This is a genomic window from Acinetobacter sp. NCu2D-2 (genome assembly GCF_001647675.1).
Taxonomy (GTDB): domain Bacteria; phylum Pseudomonadota; class Gammaproteobacteria; order Pseudomonadales; family Moraxellaceae; genus Acinetobacter.
The window spans coordinates 293,930-309,964 of sequence record NZ_CP015595.1; the positions used below are offsets into that span (position 1 = coordinate 293,930).

General features: G+C 37.4%; 13 protein-coding genes and 1 pseudogene. 11 read left to right on the forward strand and 3 right to left on the reverse strand.

The features are described from left to right. The first annotated feature begins 288 nt into the window (after positions 1–288). The 3 genes from A3K93_RS14520 (at position 289) to A3K93_RS14530 (ending at position 3,240) form a co-directional block, all read left to right on the forward strand. Complete coding sequence (locus tag A3K93_RS14520) at positions 289–1,428, forward strand: tyramine oxidase subunit B (RefSeq protein ID WP_067732142.1); 1,140 nt, start codon at positions 289–291, stop codon at positions 1,426–1,428. 33 nt (positions 1,429–1,461) lie between these two features. Then, the gene (locus A3K93_RS14525) at positions 1,462–1,881 is read left to right on the forward strand and encodes a RidA family protein (protein ID WP_067732144.1); all 420 of its coding nucleotides are present in this window, start codon (positions 1,462–1,464) and stop codon (positions 1,879–1,881) included. A 66-nt stretch (positions 1,882–1,947) separates the two neighbouring features. Next, complete coding sequence (locus A3K93_RS14530; RefSeq protein ID WP_067732146.1) at positions 1,948–3,240, forward strand: NAD(P)/FAD-dependent oxidoreductase; 1,293 nt, start codon at positions 1,948–1,950, stop codon at positions 3,238–3,240. Between the two features lie 40 nt (positions 3,241–3,280). On the opposite strand, the gene A3K93_RS14535 is transcribed toward A3K93_RS14530, so the two are convergent. Then, positions 3,281–3,958 carry a response regulator transcription factor gene (locus tag A3K93_RS14535; protein WP_067732148.1) on the reverse strand — a complete coding sequence of 226 codons (678 nt, stop codon included), beginning with the start codon at positions 3,956–3,958 and terminating at the stop codon, positions 3,281–3,283. Positions 3,959–4,213: 255 nt separating this feature from the next. Between A3K93_RS14535 and A3K93_RS14540 the strand changes: the two genes are divergently transcribed. Continuing rightward, positions 4,214–5,638 carry an APC family permease gene (locus A3K93_RS14540; RefSeq protein WP_067732150.1) on the forward strand — a complete coding sequence of 475 codons (1,425 nt, stop codon included), beginning with the start codon at positions 4,214–4,216 and terminating at the stop codon, positions 5,636–5,638. A 218-nt stretch (positions 5,639–5,856) separates the two neighbouring features. Further along, positions 5,857–6,795: a helix-turn-helix domain-containing protein gene (locus A3K93_RS14545; RefSeq protein ID WP_067732152.1), complete on the forward strand. Its 939-nt coding sequence runs from the start codon at positions 5,857–5,859 to the stop codon at positions 6,793–6,795. A 74-nt stretch (positions 6,796–6,869) separates the two neighbouring features. Here the strand turns inward: A3K93_RS14545 and A3K93_RS14550 are convergent, their stop codons facing one another. After that, complete coding sequence (locus A3K93_RS14550; protein ID WP_067732154.1) at positions 6,870–7,514, reverse strand: IclR family transcriptional regulator; 645 nt, start codon at positions 7,512–7,514, stop codon at positions 6,870–6,872. A 156-nt stretch (positions 7,515–7,670) separates the two neighbouring features. Between A3K93_RS14550 and A3K93_RS14555 the strand changes: the two genes are divergently transcribed. The 3 genes from A3K93_RS14555 (at position 7,671) to A3K93_RS14790 (ending at position 11,753) form a co-directional block, all read left to right on the forward strand. Then, positions 7,671–9,953, forward strand: coding sequence for a cytochrome P450/oxidoreductase (locus tag A3K93_RS14555; RefSeq protein ID WP_067732156.1), 2,283 nt, complete (start codon positions 7,671–7,673; stop codon positions 9,951–9,953). A 54-nt stretch (positions 9,954–10,007) separates the two neighbouring features. Continuing rightward, the gene (locus A3K93_RS14560; protein ID WP_067732158.1) at positions 10,008–11,396 is read left to right on the forward strand and encodes an MFS transporter; all 1,389 of its coding nucleotides are present in this window, start codon (positions 10,008–10,010) and stop codon (positions 11,394–11,396) included. A 195-nt stretch (positions 11,397–11,591) separates the two neighbouring features. Then, the gene (locus A3K93_RS14790; RefSeq protein ID WP_081408565.1) at positions 11,592–11,753 is read left to right on the forward strand and encodes a GMC family oxidoreductase N-terminal domain-containing protein; all 162 of its coding nucleotides are present in this window, start codon (positions 11,592–11,594) and stop codon (positions 11,751–11,753) included. Positions 11,754–11,805: 52 nt separating this feature from the next. On the opposite strand, the pseudogene tnpA reads toward A3K93_RS14790, so the two are convergent. Next, positions 11,806–12,190, reverse strand: a pseudogene (tnpA, locus tag A3K93_RS14565) (IS200/IS605 family transposase). Positions 12,191–12,248: 58 nt separating this feature from the next. Between tnpA and A3K93_RS14570 the strand changes: the two are divergent. The 3 genes from A3K93_RS14570 (at position 12,249) to A3K93_RS14580 (ending at position 15,953) form a co-directional block, all read left to right on the forward strand. Next, positions 12,249–13,553, forward strand: coding sequence for an RNA-guided endonuclease InsQ/TnpB family protein (locus A3K93_RS14570; RefSeq protein ID WP_067732160.1), 1,305 nt, complete (start codon positions 12,249–12,251; stop codon positions 13,551–13,553). Positions 13,554–13,802: 249 nt separating this feature from the next. Beyond that, positions 13,803–15,209, forward strand: coding sequence for an aldehyde dehydrogenase family protein (locus A3K93_RS14575; RefSeq protein ID WP_067732162.1), 1,407 nt, complete (start codon positions 13,803–13,805; stop codon positions 15,207–15,209). A 78-nt stretch (positions 15,210–15,287) separates the two neighbouring features. Beyond that, complete coding sequence (locus A3K93_RS14580; RefSeq protein ID WP_067732165.1) at positions 15,288–15,953, forward strand: helix-turn-helix transcriptional regulator; 666 nt, start codon at positions 15,288–15,290, stop codon at positions 15,951–15,953. Positions 15,954–16,035: the final 82 nt, after the last annotated feature.

Here is a 16,035-nt window from a genome sequence, read left to right on the forward strand (position 1 = left end):
TAAATTGATAAGATTTTTTAACAACTGATCAAAACTGTTATATAAAATTTAAAGAAGAATAAAAATAAAGTATAAAAATCAATCAAATATTCAGCCCAAAATATCTCTTTATTTTTCAAATCAACCCTAAGGTTGATGTTTTTTATGTCCATGCCCCTTAATTTCTTTATATCGAATTTAATTTGTTTTCTAAGCCTCATAAAAAACAGATTTTTAAAATATGGTTGAGTTTCTTAATAAAAACAAAGCCATATAAAAATTAAGTAGGGGATTAAAGGTTTTAAGTATATGACATACGACACTAAAATTGATTTTATTTATTTGTCTGAACAAGACATGATTAAAGCAGGCGTAACAGATATGCCGGCTTGCGTAGATACAATGGAAGAAATGTTTGGTCTACTTTATCACGGTGATTACCGTATGGCTGGACCAAACAATGATTCACATGGTGCGATGGTTGTTTTCCCAGAGGAATCACCATTTCCGACCATGCCTAAGCCAACGGCCGACCGTCGGTTTATGGCAATGCCAGCATATCTAGGTGGACGTTTCCAAAAAGCAGGTGTGAAATGGTATGGATCAAATATTGCCAACCGTGAAAAAGGGCTACCACGTTCTATTTTAATGTTCACATTAAATGATGCAGATACTTCAGCGCCATTGGCTTACATGTCAGCAAATTTATTATCTGCATACCGTACAGGTGCAATTCCTGGTGTTGGTGCACGCCATTTAGCTCGCGCAGATGCAAAATCAATTGGATTAGTTGGTCCGGGTGTAATGGGACGTACAGCAGTATCCGCTTTTGTTGCAGTTCGCCCTGCGATTGACACGATTAAAATCAAAGGTCGTAGCCAAAAAAGTATCGATGAATTTGTCGTATGGCTTAACGAAAATCATCCGCAAATCACGAATGTATCAATTGTAGATACAGTTGAAGATGTAGTACGCGATTCAGATATCGTAACTTACTGTAATTCTGGTGAAGTGGGCGATCCGAATACTTATCCGATCGTAAAACGCGAATGGGTTAAACCAGGTGCATTCTTGGCCATGCCAGCGACATGTAATATTGATGAAGGTATGCAGTCCTCTGATGTACGTAAGGTTTTAGATAATCCTGGTATGTATGAAGCGTGGTTCGAAGAAGTTCCTAAACCTGCACATAACACAATTCCATTGATTGGCGTTAAATTCCTGGATCTCGTTGCAGAAGGAAAAATGCAACATGAAGAGTTAGAAGATCTTGGAAAAATTGTTGCAAAAGAAGCACCTGCACGTCAAAACGATGAAGAAATTATTCTAATGTCAGTGGGTGGTATGCCAGTGGAAGATGTCGCATGGGGAACAGTAGTTTACGAAAATGCCTTAAAACTCGGTATTGGCGTGAAACTGAATCTGTGGGAACAACCAGAGCTTCGTTAATTCATTTAAATCAAATTTTATAGGACATATCAAATGAGCAAAATCACTAAAGTAAACACAGGTTCAGTTTTCGAAGAAAAAGGTAGTTATTCTCGTTTAGTGGCTGTAGATAACTGGATTTATGTATCTAATACAGCAGGACGTAATCCTGAAACAAAACAGATTTCTGAAGATGTATTGGAACAAACACAGCAAGTTTTCGATAACATCGAAGCAGCATTAACTGCTGTAGGTTCATCATTAGCTGATGTAGTTATGTCGCGTGTATTTATCCAAGATCCTGCAGATACAGCAGTAGTGATGGAATTTATTGGTCAAAAATTTAAAGGGATCAATCCAGCAACTACGGTTACATGTCCGCCATTAGGCTCACAGATTTATAAAGTTGAGCTTGAAGTAACGGCATTCCGTGGTGCTTCAAAACTAGAACTTGAACATATCAAGATCGCGTAATAGCAGGCCGATCGATGTCAATCATCGATCGGCTTCATATACTCCCTAAAGATAAGGATGGATTGAATGGTTCCTACGATTGTTCCTGTTAGGACTTCAAATGAATTACCACAATCGGCTGCAGTTGTGATTATTGGCGGTGGTATCGTTGGCTTAAATGCAGCATTGACCTTGGCAGAACGAAATATTTCTGTGGTTGTGATCGAAAAAGGTCAAATAGCAGGCGAGCAATCATCACGTAATTTAGGTTGGGTTCGTAAAACGAATCGTTTGGCAGATGACGTACCACTTGCACTAGCTTCAGACCGCTTATGGTCAGAAATGAATGAACGTGTTGAGGGTGAGGTTGGGTATCGTCAAGCGGGTATTATGTTTCTATCGACCGATAATGCACAAATTGAACTACAAAAAAAATGGCTGAAGTCTGTAGAGCATCTAAATTTAGATTCAAGAATCATCAGTGCTGATGAAGTAGATGAGCTTGTTCCGCATGGTCAGGGGCAATGGGCTGGTGCTTTGTATACGCCATCTGATGGTCGCGCAGAACCTACACTTGCTTCAAGTGCCATCGCTAAAGCAGCAATCAAAAAAGGCGCTATTATTGTAGAAAAATGCGCTGCTCGACATTTAGATATCCAAAATGGACGTGTTGTTGGCGTACACACTGAAAAAGGCACCATCAGTTGCGAACAAGTGTTACTCGCAGGTGGTTTATGGTCACGAAAATTTTTAGGCAATTTAGGTATTTCATTGCCGACCCTACCATTAATTTGCTCGGTATTTAAAACTAAACCGATGCAAGGGCCAACTGAAATTGCAGTAGGTGCAGGTAACTTCTCTTTCCGTAAACACATTGATGGTGGTTATATCATTACTCAACGTGGAAAATTGGACGCTCCATTAACACCAGACCACCTTTTAATTGGTACCAAATATTTGGATCAGTTAAAAGCACAACGAGACTTTCTCAATATTTCTTTAGGGAAGTTCTTCTTTAAGGAACTTGTTACACCAAGACGTTGGTCTAAAGATTCAGTCACACAATTTGAGAAAACTCGAATGATGGATCCATTAGCCAATGAAAATTTGAACCAAGATGCGTTTAAAAACTTATGTGCAGCTTGGCCAATGTTTAAAGATGTAGAAATTGAAAATACTTGGGCGGGTATGATTGATGTTACGCCAGATTCAAACCCAATTATCGATTTTATTCCAAATATTCAAGGTTTAACGATAGCAACTGGGTTCTCTGGTCACGGTTTTGGTACGTCACCGGCTGCAGGCCATCTCGCAGCAGATTTGATTTCAGGTCATACACCCATTATTGATCCAACACCATATAGCTTTAAACGCTTGTAAAAAGATTGGGGTTAGCCTTTCAGCAGGGGCTAATCCCACACTATTTATGGTTTAAAACTTTTAAAATGAGCTCACGCTTACTTTTAACCATTGTTTTTTGAAAAATATGATAAATATGCGTTTTTACAGTAGCGAGACTGACATATAAGTCGTCGGCAATTTCTTGGTTTTTTTTACCTGTTAGAATGTGTTGTAAGACTTGTCGTTCAGAACGTGTTAATAACTTAGTAATGTCGTTAGACGTTTGTTTCTCGGGTTCAGTGGTTAAATAATCTTGTGCATTGAATTGAGCTAAATCGAAACAGCTACGGATAATTTGTATTTCTTGAGCAGAAAATGCAGATTCATTTTCGCTTCGAATTAAGCTAATACCTAAACATGATTTTCGATTTGATTTAAAAAATAATTCTATATTGTCAATGACTTGATTTTGTTTAAGAAAGTCTTGATAAGACTCTGGAATATCCTGATTTTTCAAATGAACAATAGAGTTTCGCTGTGTGTCACTGTTAATGGCATTGATAGGATCATACTGACACATTTGAGTGACATAATGATTAATTGAGTGGCGAGGAATATTTTTAGAATAATAAGAATTAAATACCGGTGTTGATTGCGCAGATTCTAAGTGATAGGCAAAAAAGCTTTGTAGAGGAATTATGCGACTCAATGCTGAAATAAAATTATCAACGAACTCATTCCATGTTTTTGGCTGCATATTTTAGAACTCCATAAAAGATGAGTGAAGCCGAGCAAATATTGCGATGGCATTCATCATGTATGGAACACTCAAATGACGTTATCGAAATTGTGCAATTTTAAAATCACTAAATATTTCAAAATATTTAATTAGGAGTCTTTTAATTCAATACTTTTATGAATTTTAATACTTCAGTTAAAAAATGCTTAATTTTGATAATGCTTATTTCTGAATCTCCATAGACTGAATGAATAATTGTTCATGGAGAAAAAGATGACGGACAATAATTCATTAAAACAAGGAAGCCTAGGGCTATTCACAGTCATCTTCTTTGTTGTTGCAGCAGCTTCACCACTCACAGGTGTCGTCGGTGCATTACCAGTAACTTTCTTTATTGGTAATGGTGTAGGGGTGCCGAGTGTATTTATTATGGCGGGTCTATTGCTTTTAATATTTAGCTTTGGCTTTGTCACGATGAGTAAATATGTCGTTAATGCAGGGGCCTTTTATGCGTATATCGTACAAGGTGTCGGGGTTCGATCAGGCCTTGGTGGTTTAAGTATTGCCTTGTTGGCCTATACAGCGATTCAACTTGCAGTAAGTGCAATGTTCGGATTCTTCACTGACGAGTTTATGCGCTCACAATGGGGGATTGAAATTCCATGGTGGGTATATGCCATAATTATGCAAACCATTGTAGTGATCTTAGGGGTAAATAAGGTCGAAATTGGGGGCAAGGTTTTAGGGCTGATATTGTTATTAGAAGTTGGCATTGTACTTCTGTTGGATCTCTTCATTACTAAAAATGCAACAACGCTAACATACAATTCTTTTTCTCCAAGTGTATTCTTGGATGGAAATCTTGGTATTTCTCTCGTATTTGCAATCTGTTCATTCATTGGTTTTGAGGCGACAGCAATTTACTCGGAAGAGTGCAAAGACCCACACAAAACGGTGGCGCGTGCCACAATTATTGCGGTGTGCATTATCACCGTATTTTATGCAATTACCTCATGGGCATTAATTCAATCGGTTGGTGAGCAAAAACTTGTAGAAGCGGCAGCTGCCAATCCAGGTTTGATGGTTTACAACATCGCAGAAAGTCATTTAGGTTCATGGGCAATTCAGCTGATGTCTCTATTGCTGATTACAAGTCTTTTTGCAGCGACACAAGCCTTCCATAATTCACTTGCACGTTATTTGTTTACGATGAGTCGTGATGGATTAGGGTGGTCAAAAATGGCTAAGGTTCATCCGCGTAATAACACGCCATATGTTGCTAGTATTGTACAAGGGGGCTTCATTATTGCCATTATTGCAACAGCCGCTATCACAGCGATGGACCCAATGGTAGATGTGTTTTCTTGGGGATCAGTGATTGCAAGTATGGCCATCCTCATTCTTCAAATTGGTGTATCTATTGCGGTCATCAGTTTCTTTAGAAAAAACAAACATCTAAATGCGCCATTATGGAGCACATTGTTTGCCCCGCTATTAGCTGTGGTTGGTATGGCGACAGTTTTGGTGCTCGTGATTCAAAATATTGGAACTTTAAGTGGAAGTGAATCACCTCTAATCCAAATTATTCCATGGTTTGTATTTGGGTGTGCACTGTTTGGGATCATTTGGGCGCAGTTGATACAAATGGTCAATCCAGAAAAATTCAAGAAGTTAAGAAAACTGATTGAATACATTTAATTTATTCAATTAAACACCCATAAAAAAGCAAAAAAATGCGATTCAAAAGAGTCGCATTTTTATATTTTTTGCTATTGGGGAATATTTTCCAAAAATAGATACTTAATTTAGTTAAAATATTAACTAAATTAAAATAAAAATATCAATCACGGATAAGATTGGTATGTATATTGCAGTACTTGAGATAAGTACGAATCATTTTACAATGAGAAGAACGGATGCATTTACAGTGGAAAAATGAAAACCAATGTATTACCGAGTCAGGTTTACATTCAGCAATTCTAAAAGACTGGACTTTAACTTATGACCAAGTTTCTTCGGGTCGTTTTGAAAGTTTCTTACGTGAAATTAGTTTTGATGGAATTCAAATTTATGAAGAAAAATTTAAGCCATCAATCTTTCAAAGAGGTGAAGCTCTAAAAAATTCGCTTTGTCTTGGATTATTCTCAGAGCTGTCAAATGAAGCAATATGGTTAGGTAAGAACGTTACAGGACATGAAATATTATCGTGTTGTGATGGCGATGAGATCCTCTTGCGAACGCCTGAAAATAGCGCATTTTATTCACTGACGATTCCCTTTGAAATGTTGGGGGCACAACATTTTGAACATGATAATATTCGTTATAATAATATTCTAGCGACTGATTATAGTGAGAAATTTTATTTCAAATTCATTAATTTATTAAATAGTATTCTTGAGAATAGAAATTTTTTGAACCAAGAAACAACTAGGCAACAAGTGAAATGTGACATTCTAAATTTAACAGATCAATTTTTAACAGTTTCAAATGAGCATTTCCAACCCACTAAAATTTCAGTTCAAAAAGCACGTCAAGTAGTGAAAAAAGTCTGCGGATTATTGCAAGATAACCCAGATTATTGTTACTCAATTGATGAATTATGTCAGCTCACTTTTACGTCTCGTCGTACATTACAAAATTGTTTCGAGCTGATTACGGGTCAAAGCCCCGCTTTATTATTAAAAATTATTAAACTGAATGCTGTGCGTCGTGCCTTGCTTAAATCGACTGAAAATGCATGTATTAGCAATATTGCAGCGCAATGGGGTTTTTGGCATTTATCTCAATTTTCTGTAGACTATAAGAAATTATTTGGTGAAACACCTTCACAAACTTTAACTCAGCGTAGACATTAAAATATTGAATTAAAAAAATAGTAAATATATTAAATAACTTAAATATATTTACTATTTTATATTTTAATTGCTGTTTATATATTTAATGATTCAGTTGCCTGAGTAAGTTTCTGAACGACATCTTCAATATTGATTTTACCTAAATGTACGATGCCAATCGCCATATGACGCCCTTGTAATGGCATAAAAATACCAATCGCATCTTTTTGAAAAATCCCTTCCGAATAAGCATAACCTTGAGCACGCGCAACTTTTATGTCTTCTGAATCATTTTCGGAAGCGGGATAAGTGGATGCGATCGCTAGCCCTGAGGCAGCATACCCAAGTGGCAAGCGTGAACCGAGTTGATAATTGATTTGTATCACATTTGAATGCGCTGCGGCTGTTTTGACCACCACACAATCCGGGCCTTCTGCAATAACCAGTGAGGCACTCGATTGCGTTTCTTTTGCCAGCCAATTGAGTACGTGCTGGGTAGCAAAAGGGATGGTTTTTTCAAATAGCGCATGCAAAGAAGATACTTTGGAAGTTAATTCCAAACATTGATTGTCATTGGTTTTGATATAACCCAACGCGGTCAATGTACGTGTAATACGGTATGCAATTGTCCGATTAATTTGTAGCTGCTCTGCCAATTGTGCAACAGTCAGTTGAGCATGCTTATTTGCAATTAATTCAAGGGCTGTCAGTCCACGCTCAAGCGTTTGCAATGTTTCCATAATTCCAAATATCCCAATGGCAAAAACAGATTCTGTCTAACAACTAATACATTGTTTCAAATTTAACATATTAAACAATTGACAAAAGAATAGCTCATTCATATTCTAATACTATATTAGTACATTATGTACGATTATAGAACAAGGATGTTCAATATGAATTCAAATGTCACTTTAGATAACAAGTGTCCATTCCATGATCAAATTAAAGCTTCAGGAAAAAGCTTTGATATGTTCGCTCAGGCTTATCAAACTGATCCTGCAGATTCTCTAAAAGATTTTCGTGAACAACTCCCCATTTTTTATTCAGAAAAAATGGGGTATTGGATCGTCACGCGTTATGACGATGTAAAAGAAATTTTCAGAGATCCTATCGTTTTTTCTGCATGTAATGCCTTGGAAAAGCTCACACCTTCGTGTCCTGAATCATTAAAAATTTTAGAAAAGTATGAATACGGTATGAACCGTACTTTAGTGAATGAAGATGAACCAGTGCATATGGAACGTCGACGTGCACTAATGGATGCATTTACACCCCAGAATTTGGAACCACATCGGCTGTTTGTTAAAAATCTTGTGAAAGAAAAAGTGGATCAATTTATCCATAAAGGTCGAGCAGATTTGGTTCAAGAAATGCTTTGGGAAGTGCCTTTGACGGTTGCTTTACATTTCTTGGGTGTTCCTGAAGATGATATGGATGAATTACGTAAATTCGCAGTGGCACATACGGTAAATACGTGGGGTAGACCGAGCTTAGAAGAACAACTTGAAGTTGCTGAAGGTGTTGGACAATTTTGGCAATATTCAGGACGAGTGCTAGAAAAAATGAAAAACACCCCAGATGGTGAGGGGTGGATGTATGACATGATTGCCAAAAACCGAGTCATGCCAGACGTAGTAACAGATAACTATCTGCATTCAATGATGATGGCCATCATGGTCGCTGCACATGAAACAACCGCTTTAGCATCAGCTAATGCCTTCAAACTTTTACTTTCAAACCGAAAAAATTGGCAGAAAATTTGTGAAAATCCTGCACTTATTCCAGGTGCTGTAGAAGAATGTTTGCGCCATTCAGGTTCAGTTGTTGCTTGGCGTCGCCAAGCAACGCAGGATGTGGAATTAAATGGTGTTCAGATCCGTAAAGGCGACAAATTATTTTTGGTTTCGGCTTCTGCAAATCATGATGAAATGCATTTTGAAAATGCAGATGATTTTGATATCTATCGTGATAATGCCATAGAACATTTAACTTTTGGTTATGGTGCCCATCAATGTATGGGGAAAAATATCGGGCGTATGGAAATGTGTATTTTCATTGAAGAACTCGCTCGACGTATTCCAGATTTAACCTTATGTGAACAAAAATTTAGTTATTTAGCCAACACTTCATTTAGAGGGCCGGAGGCACTTTGGGTAGAGTGGGATGTAAAACAACTACATGAAAATGATCAAGTGCCTGCTTTGAGCTTTCCAATTGGTGCACCTGATACAAAAGCGATGACCCGGCCTGTGGTTGTCAAATCTATTCGCGATGAAGCAGAGGATGTGCTGCGTATTGAATTATCTGCGATTGATGGAGACTCATTACCTAAATGGAGTGCGGGAGCACATATAGAACTCGTACTCAAGAATGGATTAAGTCGTAAATATTCATTATGTGGCGACATCAATGATCCGTTTTATACCATTGCGGTGAAACGAGAAAGTAATGGGCGAGGAGGTTCATTGTGGATACACGACTATCTAACCGCAGGCGATGTAATTCAAATTAAAGGACCTAAAAACTTTTTTAAATTGAATTTGAATGCGAAGGAATATGTGTTAATTGCGGGCGGTATTGGAATTACGCCAATCTTAAGCATGGCTAATACTTTAAGAGCACAGTCTAAACCTTACCGCATACTTTATTTGGCACGTCATCGTAAGCAAATGGCACTTCTGGATGAAGTACTGGCACATGGTCACTCTGCCGAATTATATATCTCTACAGAAGGTCAAAAATTAGAGATAGAACCATTATTAGATGGGCTATCAGAGGGGACACAAATATGTGCATGTGGCTCTGAAACCCTTCTTGACTCATTAACTGCATATCGTGAGCAGTTCCCTCATATTCAAATCACAATTGAACATTTTAGTACGGGTTCAAGTTCATTACTCAAAGCGGATGATGTGGCTTTTGATGTTGAGCTCATCGACAGTGGTATCACTTTGACCGTGCCTAAAACACAAACTTTACTCGAGTGCTTACTCGAAAAAGGTTTCGATGTGCCTCATGACTGCTGTGAAGGTCTATGTGGAAGTTGTCAATTAGATATTGACGACGGTGAAATCGACCATCGAGATAAAGTCATGACCAAAACAGAACGTGACAGTATGAAGCTCATGATTAGCTGCTGTTCAAGGGGGAAAGGCAAGTTAAAAATCAAATTATAGAAATTATTTTTAGCGTTGAGATGGATATAAAAAACTTTGGTAAAGGAATATGAAATGGAAGATATAAAATCAGTGGCTGTAACAGACTTAAATCATCAAGAGAGTCATTCTTCAGCTGCAGCAGATAAGAAAGTTGCTTATGCAACAATGATTGGTACGACTATCGAATGGTATGATTATTTTGTTTATGCTGCAGTTGCAGGTTTAGTTTTTAATCAACTTTTCTTTGCACCAGCAGGTCCGTTAATCGCGAATTTATTAGTATTTGCATCGATTGGTATTAGCTTCTTATTCCGTCCATTTGGTGCGTTCATTGCTGGACATTATGGCGATAAGATCGGCCGACGTGCGATGTTAGTGTTGACGCTGATCCTGATGGGTGGCTCTACGGTCTTGATTGGACTTATGCCGACCTATGAAACTATTGGTATTGCAGCACCTATCTTATTAATTTTACTGCGTATTCTTCAAGGTATTTCAGCTGGTGGTGAATGGGGCGGTGCTGTTTTAATGGCTGTTGAACATGCACCAGAAAAGAAAAGAGGACGTTTTGGTGCTTTCCCTCAGCTTGGCGTACCATTTGGCTTACTACTCGCGTCTTTAGTCCTTGTAGTCATGACAAAATGGGTATCTCCAGGAGATGCATTTGTAGAATGGGGCTGGCGTATTCCATTTCTTTTAAGTCTTGCTTTACTTGTCATTGGTCATTGGATTCGTCGCTCAATTGGTGAAAGCCCAGTTTTTGAAGAGATTAAGCAACGTAAATCAACAATTCAAAATCCAATCCGTGTTTTGTTTAAACATCATAAATTAAAAGTATTACTTGCTGCATTATTATGTGCAGGTACAACGGGTTTAGGATATATGACCACTGGTGGCTTTATTCAAAACTATACGACAAATCCAGCAGGACCAATCGCACTTGATCGTAGTACAATTTTGATGCTTGTCACGATTTCAGGTTTGGTTTGGGCAGCCTTCACTTGGTTCTCTGCATGTATGTCAGACAAGTTTGGCCGTAAGAAAGTTTATATATTTGGTGCTTTATTACAGTTATTCGCTGCTTTCGCACTATTCCCACTTGTAGGTACAGCGACTTACCTCGGCATTGGTTGCGGGATTTTCTTACTTTCAATGGGTGCAGGATTTACGCATGGTGTAAATGCGATTGTCTATACTGAATTATTCCCAGCGTCTATCCGTTTCTCTGGTATTTCAATTACCTATGCAATTGGATCTATCATCGGTGGCGCATTTGCACCATTGATTGCTGCTTGGTTGATTGGTGTGACGGGTACGACGACGTCTGTAACAATTTACTTAATGATCGTTGCATCGCTTGCACTTACTGCTATTTTACTGCTTAAAGATCGTACTGGTATTCCTTTAGGTATTGAGCACGAAGAAGAGCAAAATAAATCTCCATTTATTTGGAGTAAATAAATTATATTTCATATAATTTAAAGCAGTGACATTTTAAGAGATGCTAAGGATTTTATATCTTTAGCATCTTTTTTTATATAAAAATATTGTCTTAATCAATTAATTAATATATTAATTAATAGGTAGAAATGAGCTAGAAAATTCGACACAACGAGGAAGTTGGTGGTCGATCAAACATAATTTAAGGATGAGAAAATGGATTTAGAATCGTTTGATTACATCGTGTGTGGTGCAGGGTCTGCTGGGTGTGTCGTAGCAACACGTTTAATTCAGGAAAATAAAGGCAGCATACTATTATTAGAAGCAGGTGGAGACGACAGTCATATTTGTATAAAAATGCCTGCTGGTCTATCTTAAAGTGAAAGAGGGCTCCACCCGACAGTCAGGGTGGAGGTGAATTTCAAGGATTTTAACCTTGTTGGTTTTCAATGTATTTTTTAATAATATCCAAAGGTGCGCCACCACAAGACCCTGCAAAATATGAGCGTGACCACAAAACAGGTTTTGCATAACTACCACGTAAATCTAAAAACTCATTTCTCATTCTTCTGCTTGTTACTGATTTTAAGTTATTTACCAATTTACTGAGTTGAACTGTCGGTGGGTACTGAATAAGCATGTGAACATGGTCAGCTTCACCATTACATTCCTTTAATTCCGCATCAAACTCTTTGCAGATTTCAGATGCACACTCAATAAAATACTTATAGAATTTTCTTTCTGTACTTAGTAATAAACACTAAATGTACATGCAAATTAAAGGCTGAATGTCGGTTTTTATATATTTCTGTCATTGGTGAATGGCTTAATTAGTGGTAGTATTTATACATATTAACACATACACACTCATTTATGAAAATCAACAAAGCGTACAAATTTAGGCTTGAGCCTAATGCAGAACAGGAGCTTGTTTTAAACAAGTTGCTTGGTTCTGCACGTTTTGTTTGGAATCAGATATTGGCTACATCATTCGAGATGCTTGCTAATAATGAGCGAATTAACAAAGTTAATTTAGTTAATAAAATCCCTGAATTACGCAAAAAGCCTGAGTGTGCTTTTTTAGAAAACAGTTCAAATGGTGTCTCACTTCAACAAAAAGTTCGTGATCTTGGTGATGCTTGGGGTAAATTCTTCGATAAAAAAGAACAAGCCAAGCTAAAGCAAAAACCATTCAAAGCTAAGAAGCCAAAATTTTTTAAATTACCCGATGGTAATGAAATTCAACTTAGACCACTCATGCCACGATTCAAGAAAAAATCAGATGGTTATGATTCAATTCGTATTGTTCAATTTAATAGGTATTGTTGGGTTAAAGGCAACCAAGTTAAATTGCCTAGTGATATTGGCGTTGTAAAATTTAGAAAATCACAAGATATTTTAGGCGAGATTAAGAACGTCACACTCTCAAAGCATGTTGGCAAGTGGTATATCTCTTTTGGTGTTGAAAACACAATTGAAACACCAATTCACCCATCTAAATCAGCTATTGGTGTTGATCTTGGCATCAAGAAATTGGTCACAACCTCTAATGGTCAGGTATTCAACCCGATCAATAGTTTTAAAGCCAATCAAGTGAAATTAGCTAGACTTCAACGCAAGTTGAAAAAGAAAACCAAGTTCAGTGAAAATTGGAAAAAACTTAATTTAAAAGTTAACAAACTACATCATCATATTGCCAATATTCGGCATGACTACTTGCACAAAGTCACTACAACTCTCAGCAAAAACCACGCAATGATCGTAGTTGAGGACTTAAAAGTAGCTAATATGTCGAAGTCTGCAAAAGGCTCAATTGAGAAAAAAGGAAAGAATGTTAAAGCCAAATCAGGCTTAAACAAATCAATCCTAGATCAAGGGTGGTCAATGCTTGTTGATATGTTGGAGTATAAGCAACAATGGCGAGGTGGCTTACTTGTTAAAGTTGACCCTAAATATACAAGTCAGACTTGTAGTTCATGTGGTCATGTTGCAAAAGAAAATAGGCTCACTCAGGCAAACTTTAACTGTATTGAGTGTGGTTTTAGCGAGAATGCGGATATAAATGCTTCTCGCAATATTTTGGCGGTGGGACACACCGTTTTGTCTGTGGAGGGTGGATGCGGTAAAGGTCGCCTTGTGAAGCAGAAAGCAAGCGAAATCCGTGAGGGAGTCGCCTAAGAGCTTTTGCTTTTAGAATCCTCCACTTGAGCTAGTCGAAAGTGGTGGGAGTGTGTCAATCCAAGTGGAAATACCAATGCGCCAACCATTGCTGTGGCTGAAAAAGGTGTCGAACTGTTGATACAGCGTACATAACTGAGACTTTGGTCGTATAGGTTCGGACTGAAATTCATCCTTAAGGATGAGTTTGCTGAACCTATTCACCGCTAAAATGTAAGCTAAAGTCGATCAAAGAAATAGGGATATGAGATGAATACAAATTTAATAATCAATGGTGAACAAATTCAGGGTGTTGCAGCAACGTTTGCTGTCATCAATCCCGCTGATGAAAGTGTTTTAGTTGAAGTTCCGAGTGCATCAGTTGAGCAAGTGAATCAAGCGATCGAAACGGCAACTGTTGCGTTTAAGACATGGAAAAATACAGAAGATTCAGAAATTAATTCAACTTTTCTAAAAATAGCCGCTGATATTCGTGCTGCAAAAGATGAAATTGCTGAACTTATTACCCTCGAACAAGGTAAAACTTTGGCAATGGCTCAGTTTGAGGTTGAAGCAGGCGCAAGTTGGATTGAGTATTTAACCAGTTTAGAAATTCCAGTTGATACCATTGCTGACCCAAGTGGAAAGACGATTAAGGTATATAACCGCCCATTGGGTGTGGTTGCTTCCATCACACCATGGAACTGGCCATTCATGATTGCGATTTGGCACATCTTCCCAGCTTTAAAAACCAAAAACTGCGTAGTTAACAAACCATCAGAATTCACACCATTAAGTACCATTAAGTTAGTCGAGATTATTAACCGCCATGTTGCACAAGGTGTTTGCAGTGTTGTACTCGGCACAGGTGAAGTAGGAGCGACCTTGAGTGGTCATCCAGATGTGGCAAAAGTGACATTTACGGGTTCAACGCGAACTGGTCAACGAATTTTGAGCAGCTCTGTTGATTCCTTAAAGAGCGTGGTACTTGAGCTTGGCGGCAATGATGTCGGTATTGTACTTGAAGATGCTGATCTTGATCGTACAGCACAAGGCATCTTTGGCTCAGCATTTTTGAATGTAGGTCAGACTTGTGCAGCGCTAAAACGTTTATATGTCCATGAATCGATTTACGATGAACTGACTGAAAAGTTGGCGAATATTGCAAATTCTCAGGTGTTGGGTTCTGGCTTAGATCCTGAGGTAACTTTTGGTCCGATCCAAAATAAGATTCAATATAATAAAGTCAAAGGTCTAATTGCAGATGCAGTCGCACAAGGTGGTAAAATTATTACTGCCGAAAAAAATGTACCTGAAAAAGGTTATTTTGTAGCGCCTACATTAATTACCAATGTTGAGCAAGGTGTGGCATTAGTCGATGAAGAACAATTTGGTCCAGTGTTGCCGATTGTGAAGTATAGCGATGTAGCACAAGTTATTGAGCAAACGAATCAATCAGAATTTGGTTTAGGCGGTTCTGTTTGGACAACTGACATTGCTCGTGGTGAAAAGATCGCATCACAAATGGAAACTGGGACAGTATGGATCAATAGTCATTCAGATTTATCGCCAGCAGCACCTTTTGGTGGGTGGAAAAGTTCAGGTCTAGGCTTCTCATTTGGTTTAGATGGTTTGCTTTTATTTACACATAAACAAGCAATTCACATTTCTCAATAAGATCTACATGCCCCTGATAGGATATTGGGGGCATTTTAAAAACTTACGTATAATTTCCTTAGGGATAGGTGGAAATAAATGTCAAATCATCAATTCTTATCAGAATTTGGTCATAATTTTATCGAACAAGTTCAACGAGTTTTAAATATTGATGGTTGTTTAATGTATTCAGTAGATAATGCTGAAAGTGCAAATCATTATTATGAAATTAATATCCCTAAAAAATCAGTAAATGAATATCAGAAATCGTGTTTTGAAAACGACCCTGTATCTTTTAAACGTTTTTATAATAATTCAAATAATAATGTAGAAATCTTGAGTCAATATGAATGTGATGATTCATATAATCATTTTATGCAACGTTGGAATATACAAGATACTGCAGAAATATTCTTTAGAAAACGAAATGGTGAGCCATCTTTTGGGCTCAGTTTTGTGCGCAATATAGGGCAAAATAATTTCGTAGAATATGAACGTAAGATATTGCAATCATTTTATTTTTTATCTGAAAAACTTTTTCATGAACATACAGATATTGTGGATAAAGAATATCTCAGTTCTTCCTATAATTTAACCAAAAAAGAAATTGCAGTTTTAGAACAGTTATTGAGCAGTATTAATAATACGACTATAGCAAATAATTTAAATTGTAGTTTGGCAACAATTAAGACACATATTCAACATATCTATCAAAAAGTTAATGTGGCAAATAGACAAGAATTATTGTGTAAGTTTCTAAGATAAAATCATCCTAAAGGATGATTTAATATATTAAATAATAATTTATTCTTGAATCCATATATCTTTATGTGATGGATTTAAGGGA